General features: G+C 74.4%; 14 protein-coding genes. 2 read left to right on the plus strand and 12 right to left on the minus strand.

Annotation, left to right across the window (positions count from 1 at the left end; translation table 11 throughout):
* Window positions 1–718: 718 nt before the first annotated feature.
* Window positions 719–1,069 (plus strand): DoxX family protein, encoded by a 351-nt coding sequence (locus ACF1CT_RS18985; RefSeq protein ID WP_391785021.1) that lies wholly within the window; start codon window positions 719–721, stop codon window positions 1,067–1,069.
* Between the two features lie 117 nt (window positions 1,070–1,186).
* On the opposite strand, the gene ACF1CT_RS18990 is transcribed toward ACF1CT_RS18985, so the two are convergent.
* Complete coding sequence (locus ACF1CT_RS18990) at window positions 1,187–1,687, minus strand: MarR family winged helix-turn-helix transcriptional regulator (RefSeq protein ID WP_391785022.1); 501 nt, start codon at window positions 1,685–1,687, stop codon at window positions 1,187–1,189.
* 276 nt (window positions 1,688–1,963) lie between these two features.
* Between ACF1CT_RS18990 and ACF1CT_RS18995 the strand changes: the two genes are divergently transcribed.
* A complete protein-coding gene (locus tag ACF1CT_RS18995; protein WP_391785023.1) occupies window positions 1,964–2,395 on the plus strand; it encodes a DUF3995 domain-containing protein in 432 nt (143 codons plus the stop codon).
* 387 nt (window positions 2,396–2,782) lie between these two features.
* Here ACF1CT_RS18995 and ACF1CT_RS19000 read toward each other — a convergent pair whose 3' ends face one another.
* The 11 genes from ACF1CT_RS19000 to ACF1CT_RS19050 form a co-directional block, all read right to left on the minus strand.
* The gene (locus tag ACF1CT_RS19000) at window positions 2,783–4,663 is read right to left on the minus strand and encodes a hypothetical protein (RefSeq protein ID WP_391785024.1); all 1,881 of its coding nucleotides are present in this window, start codon (window positions 4,661–4,663) and stop codon (window positions 2,783–2,785) included.
* Window positions 4,660–8,388: a DUF5682 family protein gene (locus ACF1CT_RS19005; RefSeq protein ID WP_391785025.1), complete on the minus strand. Its 3,729-nt coding sequence runs from the start codon at window positions 8,386–8,388 to the stop codon at window positions 4,660–4,662. The genes ACF1CT_RS19000 and ACF1CT_RS19005 overlap by 4 nt, the downstream gene beginning before the upstream one ends.
* On the minus strand, window positions 8,385–9,536 hold the full coding sequence (locus ACF1CT_RS19010; protein WP_391785026.1) for an AAA family ATPase: 1,152 nt from the start codon (window positions 9,534–9,536) through the stop codon (window positions 8,385–8,387). The genes ACF1CT_RS19005 and ACF1CT_RS19010 overlap by 4 nt, the downstream gene beginning before the upstream one ends.
* A 140-nt stretch (window positions 9,537–9,676) precedes the next feature.
* Window positions 9,677–14,590, minus strand: a complete 4,914-nt coding sequence (locus ACF1CT_RS19015; RefSeq protein ID WP_391785027.1) for a DNA-binding protein — start codon at window positions 14,588–14,590, stop codon at window positions 9,677–9,679.
* The gene (locus ACF1CT_RS19020; RefSeq protein ID WP_391785028.1) at window positions 14,587–15,453 is read right to left on the minus strand and encodes a DUF4132 domain-containing protein; all 867 of its coding nucleotides are present in this window, start codon (window positions 15,451–15,453) and stop codon (window positions 14,587–14,589) included. The genes ACF1CT_RS19015 and ACF1CT_RS19020 overlap by 4 nt, the downstream gene beginning before the upstream one ends.
* Before the next feature lie 380 nt (window positions 15,454–15,833).
* Window positions 15,834–17,417, minus strand: a complete 1,584-nt coding sequence (locus ACF1CT_RS19025; protein ID WP_391785029.1) for a beta-N-acetylhexosaminidase — start codon at window positions 17,415–17,417, stop codon at window positions 15,834–15,836.
* A 14-nt stretch (window positions 17,418–17,431) separates the two neighbouring features.
* Window positions 17,432–19,075, minus strand: coding sequence for a DUF4127 family protein (locus ACF1CT_RS19030; protein ID WP_391785030.1), 1,644 nt, complete (start codon window positions 19,073–19,075; stop codon window positions 17,432–17,434).
* Window positions 19,072–19,773 (minus strand): N-acetylmannosamine-6-phosphate 2-epimerase, encoded by a 702-nt coding sequence (locus ACF1CT_RS19035; protein WP_391785031.1) that lies wholly within the window; start codon window positions 19,771–19,773, stop codon window positions 19,072–19,074. Before ACF1CT_RS19035 ends, ACF1CT_RS19030 begins: the two co-directional genes overlap by 4 nt.
* Entirely contained in the window at window positions 19,770–20,747 is a 978-nt protein-coding gene (locus ACF1CT_RS19040; protein WP_391785032.1) for an ROK family protein, read from the minus strand. The genes ACF1CT_RS19035 and ACF1CT_RS19040 overlap by 4 nt, the downstream gene beginning before the upstream one ends.
* Window positions 20,744–21,583 (minus strand): carbohydrate ABC transporter permease, encoded by an 840-nt coding sequence (locus ACF1CT_RS19045; protein WP_391785033.1) that lies wholly within the window; start codon window positions 21,581–21,583, stop codon window positions 20,744–20,746. Before ACF1CT_RS19045 ends, ACF1CT_RS19040 begins: the two co-directional genes overlap by 4 nt.
* Window positions 21,573–22,535 (minus strand): carbohydrate ABC transporter permease, encoded by a 963-nt coding sequence (locus ACF1CT_RS19050; protein ID WP_391785034.1) that lies wholly within the window; start codon window positions 22,533–22,535, stop codon window positions 21,573–21,575. Before ACF1CT_RS19050 ends, ACF1CT_RS19045 begins: the two co-directional genes overlap by 11 nt.
* Window positions 22,536–22,537 lie beyond the last annotated feature (2 nt).

Here is a 22,537-nt window from a genome sequence, read left to right on the forward strand (position 1 = left end):
CCAGGGGGCCGTGCGCCGTCCATGCCGGGCACCTTCCTGCGTTCATCCGCCCACGGTCACGTACACAGGGTCACCACCGCACCGCGGGGCGGTGAACGCCTGAGCGGCTGAGGACCCGTGTGGGGTGGGCCGGATCACGCGTCGGCCCACCCCGCACGCCCATGCCGGGAGCCCGGCCGCGGCCCGGGGGGCACAGCCGGCGGAGCTTCCGGGTGACGAAGCTGTCGCCCGCCGACAGCTCGCAGGAGATCCAGTACGGCTCCGGGGTGACCTCCATGGCACGCCCGCGCGCCCGAAAGGGCGGTCTCGGTGAGCGTGGCCCAGGCGGTCCCGTACCCCTGGTTCTCCACGTTTCCCCAGGTCAACGCATGTGAGCTGGTCGTGCGTTCAGCCCATCGAGCGGCAGCCGGCCGGGAGGGGGCGACGGTGTCAGGATCCTGCGACGCAGCCGAGTTCGTCGACCCGGTCCTCCACCACGGCTGTGCCGCGGCGACAGGTCAGCCCTAGAAGACTCATGAAGATCTTGGGGTTCTGGCCGGGCGATGCCGATGAACGACAGCGCCTTCCACCGCCCGGACACGGGCTGGGAACCGGCGAAGACATGACAGGACCCGCCTCGCATATATTCTGCTCAACAGATATGTTGCCATGCAGATGATTGGTCGACCATACTTCGACCCCGGGTCTGTCCGGCCCGCCCTTCACCACCGGAGAATCCATGTCTGTCGCCTATGTCGTTCTCGCTGTCCTGCTGTCGCTGATGCTGGTCGTCTCGGGGCGGGGCAAGCTCGTCAAGGACCCGAAGATCATGCCGGCCATGACCACCGTGGGGGTCTCGCCCGACATGGTGCCGGTGCTGGCCGTTCTGGAGTTCGCCGGGGCGGTCGGCCTGCTCGTCGGCATCGGCTACCGTCCGCTCGGCGTCGCGGCGGCCGTGGGTGTGGTCCTGTACTTCCTGGGCGCCGTGATCGCCCACCTGCGGGTCAAGGATGTCAAGGGAACGCCCGGCGCCGGCGTTCTCCTCGTCGCCTCGGCGGCCGAGCTCGCGCTTGCCGCCGCCAGTATGTGATCCACGGAGGCACCGCTCGACCGGCGGCTCCGTGAAGTGCTGGAGCGGGCCGCCATGTCGGCGGCCCGCTCCGTATCGCCCGCGCTCTCGCGCTGCCCGCCCCCGGTGGGGGCGGGGTCAGAGGTGGTCCATCGCCTCGCAGGGGTTGACCCCCGGGTGCGCGCGGTGGATGTGCATGGACAGACGCCCCGTCAGGGCCATCAGCGTCGCGGCCTCCTGCGGGGACAGGACCGACAGCAGATCGGCCTCCGCGGCGGCCACGCGCTCCTCGTAGCGGGTCAGTGTCCCGGCGCCCGAGGCGGTGGCCACGATCTTCCGGGCACGGCGGTCCACCGGGTCGGGGACGCGCTCGACCAGTCCGGCGTCGACGAGGGTGTCGATCAGGTAGGTCAGGACCGTGCGGTCGATCCCCAGGTGCGTGCCGATCGCCTGCTGGTTGGGCGGGTTCCCGTACACGACGGTCGACAGGATGTGATATCCGCGCACGCCCGCAGGCATCCCGTCCATCGCGGTCTCGAACCGGGTCTGGAATCCCCGGAGGATGACCCCCAGCTGCCGGACGAGATCCCCGGGAGCGGCGGCGCCCTTCTCGGGAGGTGTGAGCGCGTTCGTGGCCATGCGCTCACCCTACTGTGCCTGCTCCGACGGCCGACGGCCGTTCATGCCCGGCCACGGTCGGCGGCGCACCGCAGCCCGGCCGTGCCTCGGGTCTCGATGAACCCTCAAGATCGTTCACGGAGAATCCGGGCAGAGCCATTTTCGAGTGGCCCCGCCGGGGGTGGTCCGGGACTCCGGCACACGGTGGTCACGCCCGGCCCGAACATCAGCCTCATCGGTACCGTGGCCGACCACCTGCTCGGACCTCCCCGGGGCGCGGGCGATAGCGTCAACGCCATGAAGATCGAACGCACTGCCCGCCGGGTTTCCGTCACGGTGTTGACCGCTCTTGCCGGTATGCACGTCGCCTGGGGCCGGGGCTCGTCGTGGCCGATGCCCGACCGGGAATCCCTCGCGGACGCGGTGACCGGCCGACCGGACATGCCCGGCCCGGTCGCCTGCCGTGTCGTGGCGGGCGCGTTGGGGGCCGCGGCCCTACTGGTCGCCGGACGGCCGCGGCGGTACCCGGCGCTGTCCCGGCTGGGCGCGGCCGGCGTCGCGGGAGTGCTCGGTGTGCGCGGTGCGGCAGGACTCGTCGGGCGGACGGATCTGTTGTCCCCCGGATCGGTCTCGGCCCGTTTCCGGCGCCTCGACCGACGTGCCTATTCGCCCTTGTGCCTCGCGCTCGCGACATCGACCGCGGTCGCCGCCGCCCGGCGCACCGGTTGAGCGGAGACGGCCCGTCGCCGGTGCCGGGAGGGGCCGCCCGAGCCGCGCACGATGCCCGGTGGCCCAGCGCCGTGGTCCGGGAGCGGGAGACCCTGGGATCTCCGGTCGGTCACACCACTGGACGACTCGCCCGGCGCCCTGCCGTCTCCCCCGCCACGGCCTCGGCACGGTCGGTTGCTGCCATGGGGCCGCCGCGCGTGTACACCCCCGCGGTGGGCGGCGAACACGGGTAGCGGGATGCCGGACCGGTGGCTCGGGAGCGGCTTGACGGAGGGGTCGGCAGACGGGCTGCCGTACCCGGTGTACGGGAAAGCCGGAAGGACCGGGCCCCCGGGCCGTTCGGCCTCCGCTGAGCCCACCGGTCGGCCCGGTGGGCTCAGCGACGGGTCATGACCAGGATGCGGCCACCAGCGAGCGTTCCGCAGCCGCCAGGTGCACGGCGGAGGCGAGCCAGGCCCTCGTGTAGGCGTCGGCCGAGGGGTCGGTCAGGCGGCCGAAGATGTCGCGGGGACGGCGGCCCGCCTCCACTGTCAGGGCCCGTGCGAGGTGGGCGGCTCCGCCGAGTCCCGCCCGGGTCAGGCGTGCGGAGAGCGCGTCCGCGTCCGTCCCGCGGCCCACCTCGGCCACGGCACGGCGACCGCCCGCGACACCCGTCTCCAGCAGGCGCCGGACACGCCACAGAGGTGCCTCCGCGAGCGCGTCGGGGCCCACGGTGACCGGCCCGCAGACCGCGGTTCCGCCCGTCCCGCGGGGGAAGTGCTCACCCTGGAGCCGGTCGTAGCCCAGATCGGCACGGCCCTTCCACGCGTCCGGCAGCCGCAGCGTGGCGGACGCCCCCGGAACCGGCCCGACCGCCAGTGACCGGAGCGTGGCCGTCCGCTCCAGGTCGGGACGGCCGAGCACCCGCAGGGCGAGCCCTGGGTGTTCGGCGATCCGGCGCAGGTTGGCGGCGTGCGACAGCTCCGGGTGTGGGTGTGCGGGGCGGAGCCGCAGCAGCGGTCCCCCACCGGCGACGCGGACGACGACAGAGTCTCCGGCCGCACCGATCACCTCGACGTCGCAGCCCAGCAGGCTCGACGCCGGACTGCCCGGCCCGCCCGTCCCGGGCACTGCGTCGGCGAGCACGGCGGCCATCGCCTCCCGCACCGGTCGGGCGAAGAGGGCGGCGGCGGGTTCCCCGGACCAGTCCACCCCGTGCAGCGGCGTCGCGCCGACACCCCGCCCTGCCCCGAGCCGCCCGTCGGCGGAGACGGTCGCGCCGACGATCCGCAGGCCCCCGCGCGCGAGCCCGGCGTGGTCGAGGACGGCACCGCCGAGCGCCACGGCTGCGGACCCCGCGCCCTTCGCGCGGGCGAGGCCACCGGGGCGCACGTCGGACACCGTGTATCCGGCGCCGTCCGAACCGATCAGGTGCGTGGTCACTCCGCCGTACCCCGTCGCGGACAGCACCGGCTCCCGGCACAGGCCGTACACCCGCAGGCTGCCGCCCTGTTCGTAGACCCGGCGCGCGGAACCCGCCGCCCCGGTGTCGGCCGACCCGGAGGCGAGCAGGGCGGCGCCGGCCAGCAGTTCGCGGAAGGCTCCGGTGAGGTCGGCGAGACGTTGTCCCTCGCTCCGCTCCCGCGCGGCCCTCAGGCTCCGCACGACTCTCAGCGCGGACGCTTCGGCCCGCGGCAGCCCGGCCAGCCGCACGGTGTGGGCGGCGCGGAGCAGCTCGGCCTGCACCACCGCGCCGCCCGCCGTGACGCCGGCGGACAGGGCCTCGGCCGCAGCGTCCCACAGCACCGTCGCGGCGCGGACCTGCGCCGCGGTGAGGGCGGCCGGTGCGACCGCCATGGCCGCGACGTCCGCGGCGGGTGCGGCCTTCTCCGGCTCCGCGCCCGTGTCGGAGGCTGTACCCGTGTCGGAGGCTGTACCCGAGCTCGCGGTCCCACCCGTACCCGCGTCGTCGCCCCCGCCCGCTCCACCCTCCCCCCCGGCGATGGGCGCCGCGCCCAGAACCGCGGCCCGGTGCAGGCAGCGCGGAGCCAGCAGGCAGGTGCACACGGCCTGTTCCGCGTTCGCGACCGTGCCGGAAGGCCCCGGGCGCAGCGTGACCGCGGCGTCCTCCCCGAAGCGGACCTCGACCGCCCCGTCCGCCGTGGCGGCGGCCCGGTCGGCGCAGCCCGGGATCGCCGCGTCGAGTTTCTTGCGCAGCCGTGCGCTGAGCTGCTCCACGGCGTCGGCGAGGACGTCGGGGGCGACGGGAGGCAGGAGTTCGGTGCTCAACGGGGTTCTCCACGGAGGCGGTCGCCCACCCAGCGGGCGAGTTCGAGTGGGCTGAGGGCGGCCACCGGCATACCGGCCGCGACGAGTCGGCGCGCCACGGACACCGAGTAGCGCGGTGTGCCGGTGTCGTCGAGCGCCGCGCACCCCAGCAGGTGGGCGCCGGAGGACGCCAGGGCGCGCACCTCGCCCAGCAGCCCGCCGAGCGGTGCGCCCTCCTCGAAGTCGCTGACCACGACGACGAGCGTGCGGCTCGGCACGGTGATCAGCGAACGCGCGTGCGCGAGACCGGCCGCGATGTGCGTACCGCCGCCGACCCGGACCTCCAGCAGCAGCGACAGCGGATCCTCGACCCGGTCGGTCAGGTCGATCACCTGCGTGGAGAAGGCCAGGAAGTGCGTGGACAGGGTCGGAACCCCGCCGAGAACCGCGGCCGTCAGCGCCGACCAGATCACCGACGCCTCCATCGAGCCGGAGACATCGACGACGAGGACCAGGCGCCAGTCCGCCTCCTTGCTCGCCCGGGTGCTGAACAGCGGGCGCTCCGGTACGACGACGACCCGGCCGTCCTCCGTCCGCCGGGTGTGGGCGAGATTGGCCCGCAGGGTACGGGCGAGGTCCAGGCGCCCGCCGGGCCGTCGGGTCGGGCGCGGGGTGGCCAGGCCGGTGAGCGCCGGGCGCAGGCGAGTGGCCAGCTCCCGGGACAGTTCGTCCACGAGCCGCTTCACCAACGGGCGCAGCCGGGCGAGTTGGGCCTCGGGCATGCCTCCGGCCAGGGACAGCACCGAACCGAGCAACTCCACCGACGGGCGTACCGACGCCGGATCGAGCTGCGCGAGCACGTCGGTGCGCCCTGCGTCGGCGGCCTCCGCGAGGACCTCCTCGCGTACGTCGGTGCCGAAGAGGGCCTCCAGCTCCTGCGCCCACTCCCGCGCGGTGGGGAAGGACGGGTCCTGGCCGCCGCCTTGACCCGGTGCGCCGCCGTCCGGGTCCTGGGCGCCTTCGCCGCGCCCGCGGCCGTAGAGCTCCTCCAGGGCGTGGGCGTAGCGGCGTGCGTCGCCGGTGAGCCGTTCCTTGTGGCGGCCGAGCAGCAGCCGCCAGCGGTCGGCACGGTCGAGCCGTCGGTCCGCGTCGTCCGCGGCGGCGCCGCCGGCGACGGGTGGGGGTGCGGGCCGGGGATTGCCTGCCGCGTCCGAGCCGGGGTGCGTTCCTGCGCCGGAGTCCGCGTCCGGCAGGCCCAGGGCCTTCAGCGCCGCCGATCCGGCCGCGTCGGCCGCCGCCCACAGGGCGAGCAGCTCGGGCGGGGCGTCGAGTGTCAGGTCGAGCCGGTCGCCGAGCCGCTCCGTCACGGTGGTGAGCAGCCTGTCGCGCGCGGCCGGGGCCAGCGTGTCGAAGCCGCCGCGCAGGGCCGGGAGCCGGTCGAGGAAGTCCTGGTCGGCCAGCGCGTCGACCCGGTCCATGAGCGCGGCGAGCGCGTCCGGCGAGGCCTGGAGCAGGGGACCGGCGGCGGTGAGCAGCCCGGTGAGACGCTTCGCCAGTGCCCGGCGCGTGTCCGGAGTCGTGGCCCCGTCGATCCAGCCGGCCGTACGCTCGCCCAGCCCGGCCGTGTCGTCCAGGTCGAGCAGCACGCGTACGGCCAGGGCCGCGCCCTGGATGAGCGGGGAACCCTCGGTCGCCAGTTCGGCGAGCGCCCGGTCCAGTCGCAGGCCCAGGTGACGGGCGGCCGTCCGGTCCGCCAGTGCCACCAGCGCCGCGGCGTCGGCGCCGCTGTCGCTCCCGGCGAGGCCGGGCAGGGAGCGGACCGCGGCCCCGAGGAGTTCCTCGGTGAGCGCGTCGGCCGTCGTGCGGGCGTCTTGCGTCGTGCCGGGGTAGTGGCCGCGCCGCAGTCCCTCCGACAGGTCCAGGGCCCGGAGGAGTTCGGGCAGGTCGGCGCTGTCCGGCAGCACGGCGGAGGCCTCGTGCAGGCGTGCGTCGACGAGTTCGGGCAGGCCGCAGCACGCGGCGGCGGTCAGCCCGGTGAGGATCTGGGCCGGGGTGGGGCCGCCCTCGGCGGCCTCGTGGCGCGCGGTCGCGACGAGCGTGCCGGCGGCGGCCTGGGCCGCGGTCACCCCGCGCGCGCCGGCGAGGTCGAGGCGGGCGGGCACGGACGGCGTCCACGTCAGGCGCCACTTGGTGCCGAGCGCGGTGCCGTCGCCCGTGCCCGCCACGTCCAGGGGTTCGCCGTACGAGGCGCCGATCACCAGCAGCCGCTGGAGCAGTACTTCGCGGCGGCCGTCCAGCGGCGAACGGAGCGGGTCCAGGCGCAGGTCGCGGCGGTCGGGGTCGTCCGGCCGGGGCAGCCGCAGTTCCGCGAGCTCGGCCTCGACCGAGGGGCCGAGGCCGGACCTGGGCGCGTGCGGGCTGATCCGGCCGCGTGCCGTGCCGACGAACACGGCCTCCAGCGCGCGGGCCAGGGCCCGGCCCCGGCCGAGGGGTTCGCCCTGGCCGAGGACGGTGGTGACGGCCTCCAGGAGTTCGCCGCGTCCGGGTGCGGGCAGTCCGCGCAGGGCCGCCAGGTCGCAGGCCAGGCGCAGCGTCTCGGCGGCCTCGCCGGTCCCCGCGGTGTGGCCGCCGCGGCGCATCTCGCGGCACAGGGCGGTCACCGCGTCGGCCGCCGCCTCCCTGATGCGTTCCGTGTCGCCGGCGGCGGTGAGCACCGCCTGCTGCCACAGCGGGTCGCGGATTCCGGCCGGGTAGCCGGACCGGGAGTCGAGCAGGTCGAAGGAGTACGGCACGAGGGAGGTCACGGCCGAGGCCTCGGCCGCCGCGGTGCGGTCCTCCCCGGCCCTGCCGGGCGCCCGGACCTCTGTCGCGTCCGTCCCGGACCCCTGCGTGCGGGGCCCCGCACCGCGCGGCCCGGTGGCGCCGCAGACGCCCGCCGTCCCGGCCTCCGCTCCGGCGTCCGCCCCCGTGGACGCGAGAAGCGCGGGTGCGTGGAAGGCGCCGATCACGGCTGCCGCCCGGCGCCCGTCCGCCGAGGCGGCGGCGATCACCCGCCGCATCCGTTCCTCCCGCGCCAGGTCGGCGGCGGACACGGCGGTGTCGGCCCGAAGGGCCCAGCCCACGCCCAGTGCGGCTCGGCGCACCGCGTCCGGGGCGCACCCCGGAGCCAGCACCTCCACCGCGCGATCCCACAGGTCGTCACCGTCCCTGCCGGTCCCTGCTGCCGCGAGTGCCTCGGCGTACGAGCGCCGCACCCGCGCCGTCCCGTCGCCGGTCGCCGGGTCGGGACCGGCGTCGGGCGCACCCGCGGCCACCGGAGGAGCATCGGTCCGCAGACGTACGGCCTCGCTGCCGTCCGGCTCGCGCACCGGTCCGGGTGCCCCCGCCGGCCAGCGCGGGTCGCCGAGGGGCAGGTCGCAGCACACGACCTCCGCCCCGCGGCTTCCGGCCCAGCGGATCGCGGCGAGCTCCGGTGAGAAGTCCGCGAACGGGTAGAACGAAAGCCGTCCTCCCTCGCCCGCCCCGGCCAGGGCGACCGGGGCGACGGTCTCGGGGTCCGCCAGGTGTTCGAGCCAGGGCTGGAAGTCGGCCGGCAGCTCGACGCAGACCACCTCGGCCCGTGCCTCGTCCAGCAGAGCGGGTACCACCGCGGCCAGCGCCGGACTGTGGTGGCGCACTCCCAGCAGGTACGGCGCGCGCGACGCGACGAGCGCGTCCACGGCCGTGCGTGGATCGACGATGTTCAACGCAGGCTCCCGCGCAGGTCCCAGAGCCGGCGCCACATCGCCGAGCCGTTCTCCGCGCGACGGCGCACCGGGCCGTCCCAGTAGCCCAGCAGTCGTGCGTGGTCGGCGGGGTCATCCTTGCGGACCACGCCGAGCAGATGTCCCGGCAGCAGGTCGAGCACGTCCCCGCCGGGCAGGTAGGCGGCGGCGACGCCGAGCGACGCCGCCACCTGGACGGCCTCTGCGGTGGACATGACCGTGCCCGGCCGTTCCACGTCCCAGCCCTCGGTGGAGCGGCCGGAGCGCAGGTCGCGGAAGACGGTGACGAGGGCGTCGAGGACGGCTTCGTCGACGGCGAAGGCCGCGCCCGACCGCTGCACGGCGGCGACAGCCTGGCGGCGGATCAGGGCCGCCTCGGCGTCGGCGTCGGCGATCGGGTCGACGGTCTCGAAGTTGAAACGGCGCTTCAGCGCGGCCGACATTTCGGAGACGCCCCGGTCGCGCAGGTTGGCGGTGGCGATGACGGTGAAGCCGGGGGCGGCGCGGACAACCGCGTCCTCGGTGGACGTCAGCTCGGGTACGGTGATCCGCCGGTCCGACAGGATGGAGACGAGGGCGTCCTGGACCTCGGGCAGACAGCGGGTGATCTCCTCGACCCGCACCACCCGTCCGGCCCGCATGGCGGCGAGGACCGGGGAGTCCACCAGGGCCTGCGGGGTGGGGCCCTGGGCGAGGAGCAGGGCGTAGTTCCAGCCGTAACGGAACGCGTCCTCGGTGGTGCCCGCCGTGCCCTGCACCGTCAGGGCGCTGGTCCCGCCGACAGCGGCCGCGAGCAGCTCCGACAGCATCGACTTGGCCGTACCGGGCTCGCCGGTGAGCAGCAGCCCGCGCTCACCGGCGAGGGTGACCACACAGCGTTCGACCAGCGCGCGCTCGCCGACGAACTTCGGGGCGATCACCAGCTTCGACGGCAGACCGGCGCGACGCCGGGGCAGGGCGAGCTCCACGCCGTCGCTGCCGCAGACGAACGTGACCACCGCGCGTGGGGTGAGCGCCCAGCCGGGCGGCCGCGGCCCGGGGTCCTGGGCGGCGAGGAAGGTCAGTTCGGCGGCGTGGCGCTCCTCGGCCGGCTGGCCCTGCCGGACGGGTGCGGGTTCGGTGACGGTCATGCGGGTTTCCTTCGTCATGGTTCGGCAGGTGTTGCGTACGGGGTGGGGGAACCGGCGCGGCGCACCCGGGGCGGGTGCGCCGCGCCGTGCTGACGACGGGCGGCCGGTCGGCGGCGGATCAGGTGCCGTTCGGCGGCGCCTCAGCGGCGGCGTCTCGTTCGCCGCACCTTCAGCTCCTCGAAGCGCGGGAGGTCGCCGTCGAGGATCCGCTGCCAGGCCCGGGTGAACAGCTCCGCGGCCGGTTCGACCGGCACCAGGGCTCCCAGCACCGGCCGGCTGCCCGGGACCACCCCGTACATCGGCAGCTTCCACTGCTCGACGGGCAGGACGGGTGCCGACTGCTCCGCCCAGGCGCCCGGCAGGACCAGCGAGCGTCCTGCCCGGGCCCGTACGACCGACACCACCAGGTCGGTCCCGGCGAGTTCGGCCCGCGCCGTCTTGAGACGGGCCGGCTTCCACCCCGTCCATCGCGCGGTGTTGCGGTCCGTCGGGTCGGGCATGGCCAGCAGCATCAGGTACAGCGTCGCCGCGTCGGCGGTCAGACCGCGCGCCTCGGCGACCTCGGCCACCAGCCCGGGCACCGAACGAGACGGATCCTGCGGCCACCACAGGCCTTCGTCGTCCGTCGCGCCGGCCGCGGGCGCGCCCGGGTCGGCCAGCAGACGTGCGAACACCGGGTCGTACGCCCGCCGGAGGGCCGCCTCGATCCCGGTCTGCTGCTGATCGGCGCCGCGCAGTGCCACCAGGTGCGGGTCGGAGCCGGTGGAGTCCAGCAGGACGGGCCGGACGGCCGGCTGGGGCTGGCCGTCCTGCGTGGCCATGAGCACCGCGCCGTACCGCTCGTGGTCCGGTGCCGTCTCTGTCGGGGCGCCGGCCACCTTCCGGAAGTCCGCGAGGCTCGTGTAGTGCCCGGCGGAGAGCAGCAGTTCGGGTGCCGCGAGACGCTGCCGCACGGCGGTCAGCGCACTCGGCAGCGCCGCCCGCACCGGGTCGCCGGCGGGCAGCCGGTGGGCCAGCCAGGCCGTCAGGCTCATCGAGCCGGTCAGCACCGCCGAGGTGAACGGCGCATCGGCGGGGGACGCGGTCGCCGGGTGATCGCCCTCGATGCACCACGGCACGTCGACGCCGAGCTCCGGCGACGACGCCGGTTCGAGCAGCGCCGGGAGTGCCCGGTGCACGGGCCAGCCGCTGCGCGCGGCGCGCGCGGCCTCCGCCGCCAGCCAGTCGGGCACCTGCCGGCGCCGTCCCACCCTCTCGTTCCACACGGCGGCCGCCGACGCCACGTCAGGGCCCTCGCTCCACAGTCGTGCCGGGTCGTCGGGCAGGAGCGCCGCGAGCACCGACCGGCGCACCGCGACCGGGAGCGCGCGCAGTTCGTCGCGGGCGTGTCCCGCCTCGGTCACCTTCAGCCCGAGCGTCTTGCGTAGCTCGGTCGGCAGGAAGTTGTTCTCCCAGCTGTCCACGTCGGGCATGCCCACGAGAATGATCCGGGCCAGCGCCCGGGACACACCGGTGAGGCGGCTGAACTCGTCGGCGGCCTCCGGCGGAAAGGCCACCGCCTCGCGGGACCGCGCCTCGCCGAGGAAACCGGTCAGCCAGTCGGCGCCGCGCACCCGGTCGCCCACCGGCACGTCACCGCTCACGGTGTAGGGGCCGGGCACCTCGAAACCGCCGCTCGGGTCGTGGAGCAGCGCGCCGAACTCCCATCCGTCGTCGACGCCGGAGCCGTGCCCGGTGAAGCCGAGCGCAGCGCCGCCGCCCAGGGGCAGCACGCCGCGGTGCGCGAGGTTGCGCCGCTGGCCGTCCGGCGTGTGCAGGTGGGGTGTCGCCAGGCGGACCAGGACCCGGCGCCAGTGACCGGCCGAGGCCGCCGTCGAGGCCAGCCCCAGCGCGTCCACCCGGTCGAGGATGTCGAGCAGGGCCGCCCGGTGTTCCGGGTCGTTGCCGGGCGCGACGGCCCGGTAGGCGATCGCGGCCGGCTCGTCCAGGAGCGAGGCGAACGGCAGTGCCGAGTGGGGCAGCGGCGGCAGATCGAAGTGCAGCCGGCCCGGCAGCGCCGTGGCGGCGGTGTCCGCGCGCACGGATGCCAGTGTTTCCAGGTAGCGGTGGGTCACGTCGGCGTCCGCACCGTAGCGGTAGTAACCGGTGTCGATGATGCCGTCCAGCGCCTTGGCGAGCACGCGGTCGCTCGGTCCCTGTGCCCGGGCCTCCGTGGGCTCGGCGGCGGGGTCGAGCCGTGCGGCCACGGCGTCCAGCACCTTCTGCTGCCGCACCGCGAAGCGCAGCACCTTCACCACGCCGGCGATCAGCTCGGGGGCCGAGAGCTGCGGCAGCGCGGCGCTCACCAGCTCGGGCAGGTCCGCCACCCGCTCCGCGAGCACGGCCGCTTTCAGCAGGACGTCGGCCGTCTCCGTGTCGGCGCGCCGCAGCGCCGCCGACCCCTGCGGATCACGCGCGCGCAGCGTGTACAGGTACGGCAGCGGCGGCAGGGCCTGGGCCGCGGTCTCGTACAGCTCGCTGCGGTGGTTGTACCGGGCCGTCGTCGTGACCATGCCCTCCGGGTCGCTGAGCGACAGCTCGTGCCGCTGCTGGGTCAGTGCCCGCGGCCGGTCGTCGCCGGGGAACGTCAGCGCCGCAACCGGCTTGTCGGCGCCCTTCGGGAGGGTGACGAACCGTCCGCTGGTGTCCTCGCCGTGGTGGCCGCCGTCGGGCAGCCGCACGACACGCCAGCCGAGGAGCCCGTCCGCGGGCGCCCCCTGGGCCGAACCCGCCACCACCGGGGCGGGAAGCAGCCGGCACGAGTCGGCGGCCAACTCGGCCCCGGGGGCGTGCCGCAGCAGCGCGTCGGCGAGGAAACCGGGCTGCGAGCGTCGGCCGTACGCGCCGCCCACGGGGTCGTACTCGAACCAGCCGCCCTTGTCCTCCCCGTCCCTGTCCTGCCATACCCAGTACGACGTGCCGTCGGACAGCAGCGCGCGCTCCGCGGGCAGCTTCGTGTCACCGCTGTGGAGTACCCCGCCGCCGGTGGTGCGGCCGCCGCCGGGCAGCTGCAGGCTGAGGTGGTCCGAACGCATGGCCCAGGAACCGGCGTCGGTGAGAGCGAACACCGTGTCGGGCGCGGTGTGCCAGTAGCCCTGCGGCCCGCCGCGGCCGTATGTGCTCCAGAACACCAGCAGCGCACCGTCCACGTAGTGGAAGCCCGTCCGCCACACGGACGTCGTGGGCACCCGCAGATCGTGCACGAGAACGGTGGAGTCGGCGTCGATGACGCGCGCCTGCGTGGCGTTGGCCACGATCAGATACGGCCAGGCCTCGACGACCGTCAGGCCCTCGGCGTTGTGGTGCCCCGGCGTCAGTTCCCTCAGCGCCTCCTCCCACGCCGGCCAGCGCAGCTCCTCCCACAGACCGCCCCGGAGCGTGTGTGCCACGGCCTCGCCGAGATCGGCGCCGGCCGCGGCCGCGACCTCCTGCGGCGCGAGCGCGAGGGCCTCGGAGGGCAGCCACGAAAGCCTCTCGATCGCCTCCGGCAGTCCGGGCAGCCCGGCCGCCACCGAGGAGGTGGCCACCTCGCGCATCCACTCGGTGAGCATCGGCCGGCCACCGGGCGAGGCGGCCAGCCGTCGCATCACGTCCGCGCCGGAGGACGCGTTGTTGTAGCTGTACGCCCCGCGTCCGAAGGCGGGCCGGAAGCGCGGGTCGGCCGCCAGCGCGACCAGGTCCCGCGGCTCCTCGCCGCCCGCCCAGTCCGACAGGTTCAGGGCGTCGCCGCGCCGGCGGTGGGCGGAGTTCTCCTCGGGGTCGGCGACCGCGATCTCCAGCGAGAGCAGGAGGTCCAGCAGGTTCACGTCCTCGACACCGATCCGCAGGAACCGCTCGTTCCCGGGCCGCGCCGCCAGATCGGCGCGCAGCCGGCCTGCCGCCCGCTCGACCAGCTCCAGCAGGGCGGGCGGCGTCGGGCGCGGTCCCCAGCCGCGATGCCGGGCGCAGTGGAAGCGCTCCAGCCAGCCCGCAGCGCCGTCGGAGCACTGCTCCTCCTGCGGCAGGGCGGCGTCCGCGAGACCGGCGTCGGCCCCCGACTCCGCCAGGATCCCGGGCCACAGCTCGGTCATCTCCCCGTTGTCCCCGGGCGGGGTCATCGACAGCAGCGTGCCCCGCACGGACGGAACGCGCCGGGCCAGCGCGACCAGCGCGCCGCGGTGCGACTTCCACCAACCGGCGGCGGCCCGCAAGGTGGCGGGCAGCGGAAGGAGCTCGGCGAGATAGTCCTGCTCCGTCTCGTCGCCGGACAGGGCCGCGGCGCGGGCGAGCCGTTTCAGCTCCACCGCGGCCTGGGCGGACGGCGCGAGACCACCGGCGGTCCGGCGCACGCACAGCCGCCGGAACCGCTCGTACGCCTCGACGGGCGCGAGCCGGGCCGACAGGTCCTTGCCGTAACCGGTGAGGACCTTCACCGGCAGCGCGCCGGCCAGGGCGAACTCCAGGAACACGGCGTCCAGCCGCTCCTCGTCGACCGTCAGCCCGTACTGTGCCTCGCTCGTGCGGGCACGGCCGAACAGCTGGCCGGCGTACGTGCTGTTCTCGACGCCGAGGAAGACCCGCGCGGCCTGCTCGTAGAAGACGGGCAGGAAGTGCGGGACCGACGCGGCGAGCCGCCCGGCAAGTTCGTGGCAGGCGTCCAGGGCGGCCTTGGGCCTGGTCCTCGCCTGCCGGGCCAGCCGGTCCAGCTCCGGCACGACCGCCAGGGCGTGGTGCCCGTCCTCGGGGTGGTGCACCAGCACCCACTCGGGAAAGCCGAGTTCCTGGCGCCGGCCGAGACCGACCACGGCCGGCTCGCCCTGCGGCTCAAGTCCGAGGAAGCCGGCGGCGAGGTCCTCGGCGGGGCCCAGTTCGGCCGCGGCCAGCCGCACGACGACCCGATCCTCACCGAGCACCGCGTGGCGATAGGCCCGCGCGGTGAGTTCGACCGCCGAAGGGCCCGCACCCCGCGCGTCGGCCGGGAGAACCGCGCCTGCCGCGAGCAGTTCCTTGTTGTCGTTCCCAACCGTCCCGGTCACGCTTCCCCACCCTCTTCGATCGTTCGGCCGGCGTACAGCGCGGCGGCCATGCGTATCCCCTCGGACCAGGCCACCGGCCCGACCTCCGTCAGCCGCACCGCGCGGCCGTCCTCGTCGTGCCAGCTCAGCCCGCCCGTCTCCGACTCCCCGTCCCAGTACGGCTCGCCGATCCACACCGACGCCTCCGTGCTGTGGCCACCCTCACGCACCTTGCACGTGGCGTAGCCACCGGACACCCGGTAGCCGAGGCCCGTGGCGCGCGCAGCGAGACCGAACCGCGAGGCGAACTTCCCGCCCGCGTAGTCGCGTACCTCCGTCGCCGTCTCCGGACGCCCGGCAGCCGGCCCGTCCGGCCTGGCCCAGGTCGCCCGGTGGATCTGCTCCACCTTCTGAGTGATGCCGAGGTCGGCCGCGAAGTCCCGTACGTCGTCGAGGTCCGGCAGGAGCACGGGGTGGGGAAGCGTCACCGTGCGCGGCGACAGCCGCACGGTCTCGCCGTCGAGGTCGACCGCCTTGAGCTCCCCGTCGCCGGTGACGTCCCGCAGGAAGCCGACCTCGTCCGGATCGTCGCCCACGACGGCCATGTCCCGCAGCGCCGCCCGCCACGCCTCGTCCGGCCACACCCGCGCGATCAGCTCGGTCGGAACCGGAAGCGACGACACCATCCAGGCATCCACCTGAGCCACGCACGAAGCCGCGTGCCGGTCCAGCCACTCGGTCAGCTGCCTCAGCCGGTCGGCCTCGGGACTGTCGCGCAACGCCTTCGGCAGCGCCTTCAACTGCCGTCCTCCGGCACGCCGTGCGACCACACGCCCGTCCTCAAGGGTGATCTCGTACCCCTCACCCGCTGCCAGCCACGCCATCAGCCGTGCCCCTCTGCCTGTCCATCAGATCTCGGCGCAGCCCGAACCAAGGGCCGCCAAGCCCCTGAACTGCGATATGAGGGGAGACTAACGAGGACCACTGACAACGCGGTTCGGTCCGCGGTGCACTCGCGGCGGCCGGGGCACCCGGTCCGGCGCCGTGTCGAACCGGTGGATGCACGGCAGCCGGCTGCCCGGTCCCGGTCTGCGCAGATCTGCTGGATCAGGTTGCCGCCCGGCCCCGCTCGTGGGCGCCTGGCACGGTCACGCCCAGGTCCACGGGGCCGGAAGCGCCGAGCCGGGCGGCCGGGGGCGGTCAGTCGTCCTCCGTGGGGCAGGTGCGCGCGGGGACGGCCGAGAGCGATCCCCGGGTCACCGGGTCACCCCCACGGCACCTCCGCCGATCGGTGGTAGCGCCACCCGAGCCCGGTCCACCGCGGCGCGTGCGTGGCGAGCCGTACCCGGTACTCCTCCCAGTCCCGCCCGTCGGCCGGCGACCATCCGGTCTCCGCGATGCCGGGGAGCCGCGGCAGCGTCATGTACTGCACCTCCTCGAACGTCGCCACCCGCTCCGTCCACAGCGCGGACTCGGCGCCGTGCACCTGGCTCTCGGCGACGCCGGGGATGTAGGTGACCGGGTCCCAGGTGTAGCCGTCCCGGACGTCGGTGTATCCGGCCCAGTCGTGCCCGTACGGTGTGTCGGCGTCGTACTTCATGTCGAAGTACGCCTTCTTGCTGGGCGAGAGGACGAGCTCGGCCCCCTGTGCCAGCGCGCCCCGTGCCTTCGCGGCGTCGGCCCAGAACTGGACGACGGTGCCGGGGGCGATGTCGGCGAGAGCGACCTCCTCCCAGCCGACCGTCCGCTTGCCCAGGCCGTGCGCGGTGTGCTGGACGCGTCTGATGAAGGAGCGGTAGTCCTCGGGCTCGGTCGCCAGCGCCTCGTCGCCGCCGATGTGCAGATAGGGGCCGGGGGTGAGGTCGGCGACTTCGCCGAGGACGTCGCCGATGAACCGGTAGGTGAGGTCCTTGTCGATGCACAGCGAGTTGGGGATGCCCGTCTCGCCCGTGTAGAGCGATGGTGCCACGCCGTCGCAGGTGAGTTCGGCGTAGCTGGCCTGGGCCGCGTTGACGTGGGCGGGCATGTCGATCTCGGGGATCACCATGATGTGGCGTTCCGCGGCGTGGCGGACGATGTCGGCGTACTCCCGTTGGGTGAAGTAGCCGCCGGGGCCGCCGCCGACCTCGGTGGAGCCGCCGTAGGTGGCCAGGCGGGGCCAGCTCTTGATCTCCAGGCGCCAGCCCTGGCTGTCGCTGAGGTGCAGGTGGAGGCGGTTGATCTTGTACAGGGAAAGGATGTCGATATAGCTCTTCACCTCGTCGGCGGTGAAGAAGTGCCGGGCCACGTCGAGCATGGACCCGCGCCAGGGGAACCTCGGGGCGTCGTCGATGTGCAGGGGGGAGATGGTCCACGGGCCGGCGTGCGGGGTGGCGGACTCCGCCGCGGCGGGCAGCAGCTGGCGCAGGGTCTGCGTGGCGTGGAAGAGGCCGGCCGGCTCGGCGGCGCGCAGGTGGACGCCTCCGTGGGTGACGTCGAGCCGGTAGCCCTCGGCAGAGGGGGTCTCGTGGTCGTCGGCCAGGGTGATGGCCCCCGGGGCGGCGCCGGAGGCAACGACCGGGACGGCATGACCCGTGGCCCGGCGCAGCCAGGTGGCCAGGTGTTCGGCCGTGCGGCGGGCCTCGTGGGCCCGGTGGCGCACGGCGACGACGGTGCCGGCGGTGATCTCGAACGGCCGGCCGCCGGTCATCCGCAGCGAGCGGGGCTTGGGGATGAGCGCGGGCGCGGGCGGCGTGACGGGGTCGGTGCGGGCGGGGGCCGCGGCGGCGGTGGAGGTGAGGTGGGCGGCGCCGGCGAGACCGACGGCGCCGGCGAGAAGGATGCTGCGGCGACGGGGGCTGTGCTGCATCGTTCGTTCTCCTCTCAGGCCAGGGCGAGGTGGGGTTCGAGGGTCACCTCGAAGAGGCGGTCCCAGGGCAGTTCGATGCGGATGCCGGTGATGTCGGCGAGCTTCGCGGTGCGGGTGGTCGCGCCGCGGCGGCCGAGAACGAGGTGGTGGCCGGCGAAGTGGTCGGTGAAGTACTGACGGGTCACCGGGGCGAGGCGGTCCCGGACCCAGCCGTCGAGGACGGCTTTCTGCTCAGCCGTCAGGTTCATGGGGTTCCACCCCCTGGACGTGGCCTCCGCGTAGGCGGCCTTCTGGATGACGTTCTTCCAGTGGTCGTCCTTGACGAACCGGTAGAGCAGGTACTCCGCGTGCGCCCGGCCCGGTCCGGTCAGCGCCGGTACCCCCAGGCCACTGGTCGAGCGGCGCAGGAACGCCCAGCGGGCGGTGGCATGGGCCAGGGCCAGACCGAGGGCGTTGCCGCCGGTGTTCCAGCCGGAGTACGACAGCAGCGCGGCCAGGTCGACCCGCTGTTCCAGCTCGGCCACCAGGTCGTGGTCGGCGCGGTTGACGAAGACCGGGTCCACCACGGCGACCGATTCCCCGGCCGCCGTCAGCGCGGCGGCCCTGCGGGCGAAGGCGGCGAGGTCGGCCGCCCGCTGGTTCCCGTTCGCCGAAGGGGTGTTGACCATGAGCACCAGGTCGGCGCGGCCGTGGACGACGGTGCCGCCGACGGACTTCACGTGCCGGCGGATGTTCTCCGCGAACGGGATGCCCTCAAGGTCCGCCGTCCACTGCTCGCCGGAGATCCCGGCGTACTCCACCCGGCAGGTGGGAGCGGTCCCCGCGGCGATCAGCCGGGCGACCAGCAGCGCGTCCACCTCGTCCGCGCCGGGGAAGACCTCGACCCGCCGGCCGACCCCCAGTTGCCCGACCAGCTTTTCGAGCTCGACGCGTTCGGCCCGGGCCAGGCCGACCGGGGCGGTGTCGTCCTCGGAGAGCACCAGATGGCTGATGGTGCCGTCGGCGGCCCACTCGACCATCTGCCGGTTGACCTCATGGTTGCGGGCCCGCGCCGTCAGGTAGTCGTCGACCACCGCGTCCGGGATGGTGGCCCGGACCGCCTCCAGCCGGGGCCGCAGCTCTTCCTGGCCGAGGTTCTCGACCTGGTCGTACAGCTTGGCCCACTCGACCAGCGGGGCCACGTACTGTTCGAGGTCGGGATTTCCGGGGGTCAGCGCGAGGCGCTGGATGGTGTCGTGGACCACGATCTGCGCGCCCGGCCGGGCGGCCCGCAGCGCCGGGATCGCCGCGATGTTGGCCCGCGCCGATTCGAGGGTGGGTGTGCCGGTGCGGGAGGCGATCAGGCCGCCGTAGGCGAGCATGCTCACCGAGATCACGTACTCGTCGGCGCCGACCGAGCCCAGCCAGCGGGCGACGGCCGCGCCGTCCCCGGGCCGGAAGAACCGGCCGAGGGCCTCGCGCGGCGGCAGTGTGAGGTCGACGCCGGCGACGGCGGCGGTCATGGTCGGGCAGTAGACGTTGACGGGCCGGTCGTCGAGAGGGACGAGGGCGATCCGGCGGCCGGGACGTGAGGCCGCGGCGGCGATCTGCGGGGTGAGGCCCGGCAGCGGGGCGGCCAGGACGGCGGCTCCGGCGGCAAGGACGGTGCGTCTTCTCATCGGGGGTGCTCTCCGTTCGCATCGGCGTGAGCGGGAACTGTCCGGGCCAGCTCCCTGGTCAGGTACAGGGGTGAGGTGACGGCGTTGCCCACCACCACGGCGTGTGCCCCCGCGGCGTAGGCGCGTCGCAGGTCGTCCGGGGTGCGGTAGCGGCCCTCGGCGAGCACCGGCACGGCCAGCCGCGCCGCCAGGCGTTCCAGCAGGCCGAGGTCGGGCCCCGGGGTCCTCGGGGAGTGCTGGGTGTAGCCGGAGAGCGTGGTGGCGACGGCGTCGGCGCCTGCGTCGGCGGCGGCGCGTCCCTCCGCCTCGGTGGACACGTCCGCCAGGACGAGGGCGCCGACGGCGTGCGCGGCGGCGACGACGGCCGGGAAAGGTGTGGGCCGCGGCCGGTCGGTGGCGTCGACGGCGACCAGGTGGGCCCCGGCCTGCGCAACGGCTCGGGCGTGCGTGCTGGTCGGCGTGATCGTCACCGGCCCGGGGCCGTCCTTCCACAGGCCGATGACCGGCACGTGCACCGCCGCCCGCACGGCGGCGATGTGGTCGGGGGTGTTGGCGCGGATGCCGGCCGCGCCGCCGAGGACCGCGGCGGCGGCGACCCTTGCCTGCACGGATGCGTCGCGCATCGGGTCGGCGGGTTCGTCCGGCAGCGGCTGGCAGGAGACCACCAGGCCGCCGCGGAGGGTGTCGAGAACGTTCACTGGGGCTCCGTCTCGGTGGAGTGCGGGAAGGTGGCCGACCGGAGCCGGCTGCCGGGATCGTCCGGTCCGGGACCGGCCGACGGGCGCGTGGCCCGCCGGTTCATCGCCGCCCTGGCCGCGCCGACGGCGACCGCCGCGGCACCGAGCGCGGCCGGGACCAGCGTCACGTCGGCGTGGACCGGCAGCCGTTCGGCGGCGTAGGCGCTGCGGGTGTGCGGCAGCAGTGCTTCACCGGCGCCTCCGGCCAGCACCACGGTCTGCGGGTCGAGCAGTGCCACCAGGCCGGCGAGGGTCCGGCCGAGGGCGTGGCCGGCGGTGGCGAGGACCTCCGCGGCGGCCGCGTCGCCGGCGGCGCAACGGGCGGCGACCTCACGGCCGGTGACGTCCGCCCCGGTGCGCAGCCGGTAGGCGCGGGCGAGCCCGGTGCCGGAGGCCACGCCCTCCAGGTGTCCGGTGCGCCCGCAGCCGCAGGTCAGCTCGTCGGCGTCCGGCGCCGGAAGATGAGCGATCTCTCCGGCGCCGCCGCGCGCCCCGTGATCGACGGCGCCGCCACGGACCAGGCCGCCGCCGAGGCCGGTACCGACCGCGACCAGCAGCACGTGCGCGTGACCGCGGGCGGCCCCGGCCCAGCTCTCGCCGAGGGCGGCGGCGTTGACGTCGTTGTCGACCACGACGGGCCGGCCGATGCGCTGGGCCAGCGCCTCCGCCACCGGTGTGCCGGCCCAGCCGGGCAGGGAGTCGGTGGCGTACCGGACGACGCCGGTGGCCGGGTCGATGACGCCCGCGGCGCCGACGCCGACCGGACCGGTGCCGCCGAGGCGCCGGGCCAGGTCGGCGGCGGTCCGCAGCACCGCGTCCGGGCCCTGCGCGGCCGGGGTGTCGGCTCGCGCCCGGTCGAGCACGGCGCCGTCGGGTCCGACGAGGGCGGCCAGCGTCTTGGTTCCGCCGATGTCGATGCCGAGTGTGGCGTTCACTTCAGCCCCGTGTGGGCGAGGCCCTCGATGAACTGCTTCTGGGCGACGACGAACACCACCAGCACGGGGATCGCGGTCAGCGACGCCGCGGCGAGCTGGACGTTCCACATGGGCCCGCCGTAGGCGTCCATGTACTGGGTGAGTGCCTGCGGCAGGGTGAACTTCTCCGGCGAGGAGAGGTACACCACCGGTTCCAGGTAGAGGTTCCAACTCTGCAGGAAGGTGAAGATCCCGACGGCGCCGAGCGCAGGCCTGGCCAGCGGCAGGGCGATCCGCCAGAACGTGCCGAAGTAGCCGATGCCGTCGATCCGGGCGGCCTCCTCCAGTTCATTGGGCAGGCTGATGAAGAACTGCCGCATGATGAACGTGGCCAGGACGCTCGGCGCGCCGAAGATCGGCACCAGGATCAGCGGCCAGTGGGTGTTGATCAGGCCGAGGTCGTTGAACATCTGGAAGAGCGGGACGATGGTGACCTCGCTCGGGATGAGCAGGCCCACCAGTACCACCAGGAACAGCACGTTCTGGCCGCGGAACTTGATACGGGCGAAGGCGTACCCGGCGAGCGAGGACACGATCATCGTCCCCGCCGTCACCAGCGCGGCGATGTAGACGCTGTTGACGTACTGCTGGACGAACGGGCGCCCGTCGAAGACCTCCCGGTAGGCCGAGACCGTCGGGTTGGCCGGCAGGAGCTGTGGCGGGTAGGAGAAGATGTCGCTGACGGGTTTGAACGACGACGTCACCATCCACCAGGTGGGGAAGACGAAGGGGATCGCGAGCACGCAGAGCAGGCCGTACAGGGCGACTCGGGCGCGCAGCGGGACTTTACGATTCATAGAAGACCCACCTCTTGCGCAACTGCCACTGAAACACGGTGAGTGCCAGCACGATCAGCAGCAGCAGAATGGACAGGGTTGCGCCGTAGCCGAAGTGATGGAACTGGAAAGCCTGCTGGTAGAGGTAGTAGACGAGCACGGTGGTGGACAGCTTCGGGCCGCCCTGGGTGAGCACCGCGATCTGCGCGAACACCTGGAGCGAACCCACAATGGTGATCACCGACGTCAGCAGGACCGTCGGGCTGATCAGCGGCAGGGTGATGGACCGGAACCGGGTCCACGCGCCGGCACCGTCGACCCGCGCCGCCTCGTACAGCTCCTTGGGCACGCCCTGGAGCGCGGCAAGGAACAGCACCATGTTCAGACCGACGTTCTTGAACACCTGCACGACGATGACCGAGAACATGGCGGAGCCCTCGCCCCGCAGCCAGTTGGGGCCGTCGATGCCGACGGTGCGCAGCATGCCGTTGATGCCGCCGTTGGCCTGGAGCAGGAAGCCCCACACGATGGTCCAGGCGACCAGCGAAACCACGACGGGAGAGAAGAACAGCGTGCGGAACACCGTCATCCCGCGCAGCTTCTGGTTGAGCAGGACGGCGAGCAGGAGGGCCAGGCAGAGGTTGAGCACCACCAGGCCGACCGAGAACAGGGCCGTGGACTTCAGCACCTGGGGCAGGTTGGCGTCGTCCAGGAGCTTGGTGTAGTTGTCGCCGCCGGTGTAGTGGAACTCGCCGGCCAGCACGTTCCACTCGTGCAGGCTGAACCGGACGACCAGGGCGATGGGCAGCAGCACGAACACGGCGCTGCCGAGGAGCTGGGGGGAGATGAACGCGAGACCGGCGAGCTGGTCGCGTCGGCGCCGGGTCCAGAACGGACGTCGCGTCGGCTGCCCTGCGGTGGCGGATCCGCTCTTGGGCGGGTCCGCCACCGCTGTTCGCGGGGAGACGGACATGG

Origin of the sequence: Streptomyces sp. NPDC014734 (assembly GCF_043083325.1) — a bacterium.
Classification (GTDB): domain Bacteria; phylum Actinomycetota; class Actinomycetes; order Streptomycetales; family Streptomycetaceae; genus Streptomyces.

Bases quoted from the DNA above. Each gene is read 5' to 3' on its own strand.
- ACF1CT_RS18985 (WP_391785021.1), top strand. From the start codon at position 719: ATGTCTGTCGCCTATGTCGTTCTCGCTGTCCTGCTGTCGCTGATGCTG.
- ACF1CT_RS18990 (WP_391785022.1), bottom strand. From the start codon at position 1,687: ATGGCCACGAACGCGCTCACACCTCCCGAGAAGGGCGCCGCCGCTCCC.
- ACF1CT_RS18995 (WP_391785023.1), top strand. From the start codon at position 1,964: ATGAAGATCGAACGCACTGCCCGCCGGGTTTCCGTCACGGTGTTGACC.
- ACF1CT_RS19010 (WP_391785026.1), bottom strand. From the start codon at position 9,536: ATGACCGTCACCGAACCCGCACCCGTCCGGCAGGGCCAGCCGGCCGAG.
- ACF1CT_RS19020 (WP_391785028.1), bottom strand. From the start codon at position 15,453: ATGGCGTGGCTGGCAGCGGGTGAGGGGTACGAGATCACCCTTGAGGAC.
- ACF1CT_RS19025 (WP_391785029.1), bottom strand. From the start codon at position 17,417: ATGCAGCACAGCCCCCGTCGCCGCAGCATCCTTCTCGCCGGCGCCGTC.
- ACF1CT_RS19030 (WP_391785030.1), bottom strand. From the start codon at position 19,075: ATGAGAAGACGCACCGTCCTTGCCGCCGGAGCCGCCGTCCTGGCCGCC.
- ACF1CT_RS19045 (WP_391785033.1), bottom strand. From the start codon at position 21,583: ATGAATCGTAAAGTCCCGCTGCGCGCCCGAGTCGCCCTGTACGGCCTG.
- ACF1CT_RS19050 (WP_391785034.1), bottom strand. From the start codon at position 22,535: ATGTCCGTCTCCCCGCGAACAGCGGTGGCGGACCCGCCCAAGAGCGGA.